Source organism: Actinomadura geliboluensis, from assembly GCF_005889745.1.
GTDB classification, from domain to species: domain Bacteria; phylum Actinomycetota; class Actinomycetes; order Streptosporangiales; family Streptosporangiaceae; genus Spirillospora; species Spirillospora geliboluensis.
Window position 1 is genome coordinate 1 of record NZ_VCKZ01000562.1, and the last position, 4,924, is coordinate 4,924.

Sequence of the window (4,924 nt, forward strand, 5' to 3'; positions counted from 1 at the left end):
ACCATGCCCCGATCCGGTGAGTGCCCCACCGGGCGGTGAGAGGCGCACGCGGCGCTCGGTGCGCCGGCGGACCCGACGGCGGTGCACGGCCCGGTGCACCGGCGATCACGGACGGCGGTCGCCGGGCGTGAACTCCAGGTAGGCGGTCTCGCCGGGACGCACGCCGATGATCCGCCGGTAGAGGCGACGCGCCATGCCGAACCGTCCGGCGAGGATCCGCTCGGCGCGCTCGGCGTCGCCGCCCTCCAGGATCCGCGCGGCCGCCGCCACGGCCGGGCCGACGGGCCTGCCGCGCACGGTCGCCGGCGCCACGAGGGCGCGGGGGTCGCGGCGGATCCGCTTGACCTTCCCGGAGTCGGGCGCGGTGCTCGCCAGCAGGCGCCCGTCCTGCATGACGCACGACAGCGGGGTGGGCACCGCGGTCCCGTCGCGGCGGAACGTCACGACCAGGACGGTCCCGTGCCCGCGCAGCCCCGCGAAGCGGGACGCCTGCGCCGCGTCCACCCGTCGCGCCGAGGAGTGCCGGACGCGGTCGAGTGCCCAGTACACGGGCGTCCAGCGCCGCACCGCCACAGCAGCCCCCGTTCCCGCACCGCCCCTCGCGCGGCACGCCGTCGCGTCGACGCTGGCCTGATCCCGATGATTCTCGGGTTCGGGGAAAGTCTCCTCTCCAGGACGCGACGGAAGGAAGAGCTGTGGCCAAGCTGCTGTACTCGGCGACGATGTCGCTCGACGGCTTCATCGCCGGGCCGGGCGGGGACATATCCTGGCTGACCGAGCACCTCGGCGAACCGAACCCGACCGCCGAGCACCTGCTCCAGCAGATCGGCGCCCTTCTCGTCGGCAACCGCACCTTCGGCGGCGACGACCCGAACAAGGGCACCGACAAGGAAGGCGCGTTCGGCGGCCGGTACGAGGGGCCGGTGGTCGTCCTGACGCACCGGCCGCCCGCCGAGCCCGTGCCGGGCGTCACGTTCGCCGGCGACCTCGGGACGGCGGTCGCGGAGGCCAAGGCCGCCGCCGGGGACCGCTACGTCAACGTCCTGGGCGCGGACGTCGCCAGGCAGTGCATCGAAGCGAAGGTGTTGGACGAGGTGCTCGTCTTCGTCGCCCCGGTGCTCCTCGGGGACGGGGTGCCGCTGTTCGACAACCCCGGCGGCGAGCAGGTGCGGCTGGAGCCGCTCGCGGGCGAGTCCGCGCACTGGTACCGCGTCGCGTATTGACGTCCCGGCGCCGCTACCGCGCCGCGAGGCCACGCAGGGCGAGCTCCACGTGATGCCCGACCGCGTCGGGTTCGGAGTCGGGGATCAGCGGCGCGATGCGGACGAGCCCGAGCAGTTGGTAGGCGATGTCGCGGGCGGTCACGTCAGGGGCGAGGGTGCGGTCGGTGGTGCGGGAGCGGTCGACGGCCTCCTGGCCGACCCTGGTGAGGTGCTCGATGCACCGCCGGAGGTCCTCGTCCGCCGGCGACCCGGCGGTGAGCAGGTCGAGCATCGCCTGGTTGCCGGTGAGCCGGGCCATCGCCGCGGTGAAGAACGCGCGGAGGGCGGCGATCGCGGGCATGCCCTCGGGGAGGGACGCCTCGGCGAGGTCGGCGGGATCGGTGCCCGTCACGGCGTGGACGAGGTGCTCGCGGGTGGGGAAATGCCGGTAGAGGGTGCCGACGCCGACCCCGGCCGCCGCCGCGACGGCGCGCATGTCCACGGCCATGCCGCGCTCCCGGAAGGCGTGCTCCGCCGCCGCCAGGATCCGCTCCCTGTTCTCGACGGCGTCCCGCCGCCGCCTCCGATCCGCTGCCACCCCCACACCCTAGCGATCCGGAACACGTGTTCTGGTTAGTGCCAGCCTCAAGCGGAACATATGTTCCGGAACAGTGGGGGGCGGGCAGTGCGGACGATCGTGATCACGGGCGGCACCGACGGCATGGGAGCGGCCCTGGCGCGCCACTACCTGGAGGCGGGCGACCGCGTCGTGGTGGTCGGTCGGAGCCGCGTCAAGTTCGACGCGCTGGTCACCGGCGCGGCGGGCGGCGACCTCGCGGCGCGGGCGGAGTTCGTCGCGGCCGACCTGTCGTCGGTCGCCGAGAGCCGCCGCGTGGTCGAGCACCTGCGGGCCGGTTACGAGCGGATCGACGCGCTGGTCCTCGCGGCATCGTTCGTCCGGCAGCGCCGGCACACCACGGCCGAGGGGCGCGAGGCGTCATGGGTGCTGTTCTTCGTGTCCAAGTTCGTGTTCGTGACCGGTCTCGCCGCGCAGCTCGGCGCGGCCGACCGTCCGGTCATCGTGAACACCGCCGTTCCCGGCGCGCGGGCGGACGCCATCGACTTCGACGACCTTGAGATGACGGAGGGGTTCACGTTCGCGCGGTCCAACGCACAGCAGCGCCGGGCCAACGAGCTGCTCGGCATCCTCGCGACCGACGCGAACCCGGGCCTGGCCTACGTGACGTGGGGTCCCGCGCGGATCGTCCGGTCGAGCTTCGCGGGCGACGTCGGGACGGCCATGAAGGTCGGCGCCGCGGTCCTCGGGAAGCTGCTCGGCCAGCGCCCCGATGCCGCCGTCCGCCCGATCATCGGCATCATCGACGCCCCGTCCCCGGGAAGGGCCGCCTTCCGTGGTGCGAAGAGGCGCCCGCTCACCATCGGGGGCCATGACGAGAAGGACGCCGCACGCCTGGCGGCGGCGGTCGAGAACGGCCTCTGACCCGACCGTCGAGTGCCGCGTCGGCAACGCCGTCGCGACGCGCGAGCACGACGACTTCACGCTGGTCAATGATCTAGAAAGCGAGCGAGCCCGTGCGGAGGTCTCACGCACGGAGCCCCCGGCCCGTGACTTCCAGTCGGGCCGAGGGCTCTGGGTCTTTCGGGGGCACAGGCCAGGTCGAGGCCGCCGGTGTTGATCTGCGTTACGAACGCCCACCACGTGGACGGACCGAACACCCGCTTCGGCCCGTTCGGTTGGGCGAAGGCTCTGGGTCGTTCAGGGCTCAGGCCAGATCGAGGCCGCCGGTCTTCACTCGCGACGCGAACGCTCGCCACGCGTCCGAACCCAAGACCAACTTCGGCCCGTCCGGGTCCTTGGAATCCCGCACCGCCACCGCCGCCGCCAAATCGGCCACCTCCACGCACTGGTCCCCGGTGCCCGTACTACGGCTGCTCTTACGCCACTGCTCATTGATGGGGCTCACAGCCGCAACCTCCACGCACTCCGCCCCCGATGAGTCGCTGTGGCTGCTCTTCTGCCACTGCGCAAGCTTCACCGCCGCGACTGAGCCGACTTCCACGCAGGAGCCCCCAGAAGAATCGCTGTGACTGCTCTTGCGCCAGCGGGTGACGTCAACGTCCCACATCTTCACAACTCCTCGATGACTCTTCTGATGAGGCGCTCTGACTCTTCGGCCGGCAACGCCGACGCTCTCACTTGATCGAAGACTACGACAAGCTCCTCAACATCATGCGAGCCTTCGATCAACCGGCCGTGGCCGCCGGCCGCATCGGCGAAGGCAACGTCTGGACGGTCGGCAAAGCTCAGGAGGATGATCTCACCCGCCTGGAAGACGGGCGCACCGGCTGGGACGACCTGAAGCGTGACGTGAGGCAGTTGAGCCAGGTCGAGAAGGTACTCAAGCTGCCCGCGCATCACCTCCGGCCCCGCTGCGATGCTCCTGACGGCGATCTCGCTAAGCATGATCAGCAACCAGGGCGGCTGCTCCTTCTCCAAGATCGCTCGTCTCGCCATCCTCGCGGCTAGGAGTTCTTCCACCTTCTCTTTCCGGTGTCCCACTTCGAGCACCTTGCTGGCGTACTCCTCCGTCTGGAGCAGGCCGGGGATGAGCAGCGGTTCGAAGATACGCATGTAGGTCGCGTCCGGCTCGATCTCGATGAAGGGACGGAACCCTGGCGGCACGACCTGGATGCGTTCCAGCTGCTGGTTCCACTTCCACATGCGGTGGAACACCCCGTTTGTCTCGAAGAAGGAGTCGCAGTCGTTGGCGAAGTCTTCGGAGGGCGCACTCTTGCCTGACTCGATCTGCCCGATCCACTGGGGCGTGTAACCGAGCTTCTCCGCAAGCTGAGGGCGAGACAAACCGGGCGCTTCCCGATAAGTTCGCAATTCCACACCGAAGTACTCGGTCGGCGAGGACGGGATGCCGGGATCGCGGGGACGACGGGGCACGAGAACCTCCGGGGATTCGAAAGCGGGGGCTACTTTCTAACAAAGCCCGAGGACTTCCATCCGTGGGCTTCTTGCTCTTCCAGAAGATAACCCGATCACAGGAAGATTGGGAGCGGTAACGGAGAGAAATCGCACCGAAAGTTCAAACGATCATGGACACCCCCGTCAACCCCGCTGACCAGGCGTTGGCCCGGCTCTGCAAGGACTTCCAGGGCCACCGAATCTGGCGTGCGACACGCTACGACGGAATGCTCGGCGACTGGGTCGCCACTCTGCACGACCCTAAGGCCGGTGTAGATCCGACCGTTGTACGTAACACCGCAGAAGAACTCCGTAGGGCGCTCCTAGACGAACTCAGTCGCGCGTCCATCCACCGGAGCTCCGAACCCACTAAGTGGGTGCAATGGTAATGCGGTGGATCGAACCGAAGAATCTGAACGCCGGCGCACCGACTTCTTCTATTACGGTCCACCTTGACCGACTTGCCCAAGAAGTCATTCGCGAAGGATGGAAGGCCGTCCCGCGCTACGACGGCCCGCACCCGCTCCTACGCGTGTTCGACCCGGCCGTCCCGGACTTCGGGGAGAGCATCACGCTCGTCCCCGGAGGAACGCCCGGCATCTGGTGGTACCGGTCGAGCGCGGGCGAGGACCTTGCTCCGCACACCAAGCCGGTCCACGCGGCCGAGCAGATCACCCGGATCCTCACCCCGTACGTGGCCGCCGTCCTCGCGGCCAAGACCCACCGG

Annotated in this window: 7 protein-coding genes; 3 read left to right on the forward strand and 4 right to left on the reverse strand. The window is 69.5% G+C overall.

Features of this window, described 5'->3' with window-relative positions; translation table 11 throughout:
* Positions 1–105: 105 nt before the first annotated feature.
* Positions 106–573 carry a PPOX class F420-dependent oxidoreductase gene (locus ETD96_RS41305; protein WP_138641927.1) on the reverse strand — a complete coding sequence of 156 codons (468 nt, stop codon included), beginning with the start codon at positions 571–573 and terminating at the stop codon, positions 106–108.
* A gap of 122 nt (positions 574–695) precedes the next feature.
* On the opposite strand from ETD96_RS41305, the gene ETD96_RS41310 reads away from it, so the two are divergent.
* Entirely contained in the window at positions 696–1,223 is a 528-nt protein-coding gene (locus ETD96_RS41310) for a dihydrofolate reductase family protein (protein WP_138641928.1), read from the forward strand.
* Between the two features lie 13 nt (positions 1,224–1,236).
* Here the strand turns inward: ETD96_RS41310 and ETD96_RS46305 are convergent, their stop codons facing one another.
* Entirely contained in the window at positions 1,237–1,800 is a 564-nt protein-coding gene (locus ETD96_RS46305) for a TetR/AcrR family transcriptional regulator (RefSeq protein ID WP_205719721.1), read from the reverse strand.
* Between the two features lie 87 nt (positions 1,801–1,887).
* Between ETD96_RS46305 and ETD96_RS41320 the strand changes: the two genes are divergently transcribed.
* A complete protein-coding gene (locus tag ETD96_RS41320; protein WP_171069492.1) occupies positions 1,888–2,703 on the forward strand; it encodes an SDR family NAD(P)-dependent oxidoreductase in 816 nt (271 codons plus the stop codon).
* Between the two features lie 283 nt (positions 2,704–2,986).
* Here ETD96_RS41320 and ETD96_RS48000 read toward each other — a convergent pair whose 3' ends face one another.
* Positions 2,987–3,349, reverse strand: coding sequence for a DUF397 domain-containing protein (locus tag ETD96_RS48000; RefSeq protein ID WP_138641930.1), 363 nt, complete (start codon positions 3,347–3,349; stop codon positions 2,987–2,989).
* A gap of 2 nt (positions 3,350–3,351) precedes the next feature.
* The gene (locus ETD96_RS41330) at positions 3,352–4,176 is read right to left on the reverse strand and encodes a helix-turn-helix domain-containing protein (protein WP_138641931.1); all 825 of its coding nucleotides are present in this window, start codon (positions 4,174–4,176) and stop codon (positions 3,352–3,354) included.
* A gap of 553 nt (positions 4,177–4,729) precedes the next feature.
* On the opposite strand from ETD96_RS41330, the gene ETD96_RS41335 reads away from it, so the two are divergent.
* Positions 4,730–4,924, forward strand: a 195-nt coding sequence (locus ETD96_RS41335; protein ID WP_138641932.1) for a hypothetical protein, incomplete at its 3' end; no start/stop codon positions are given.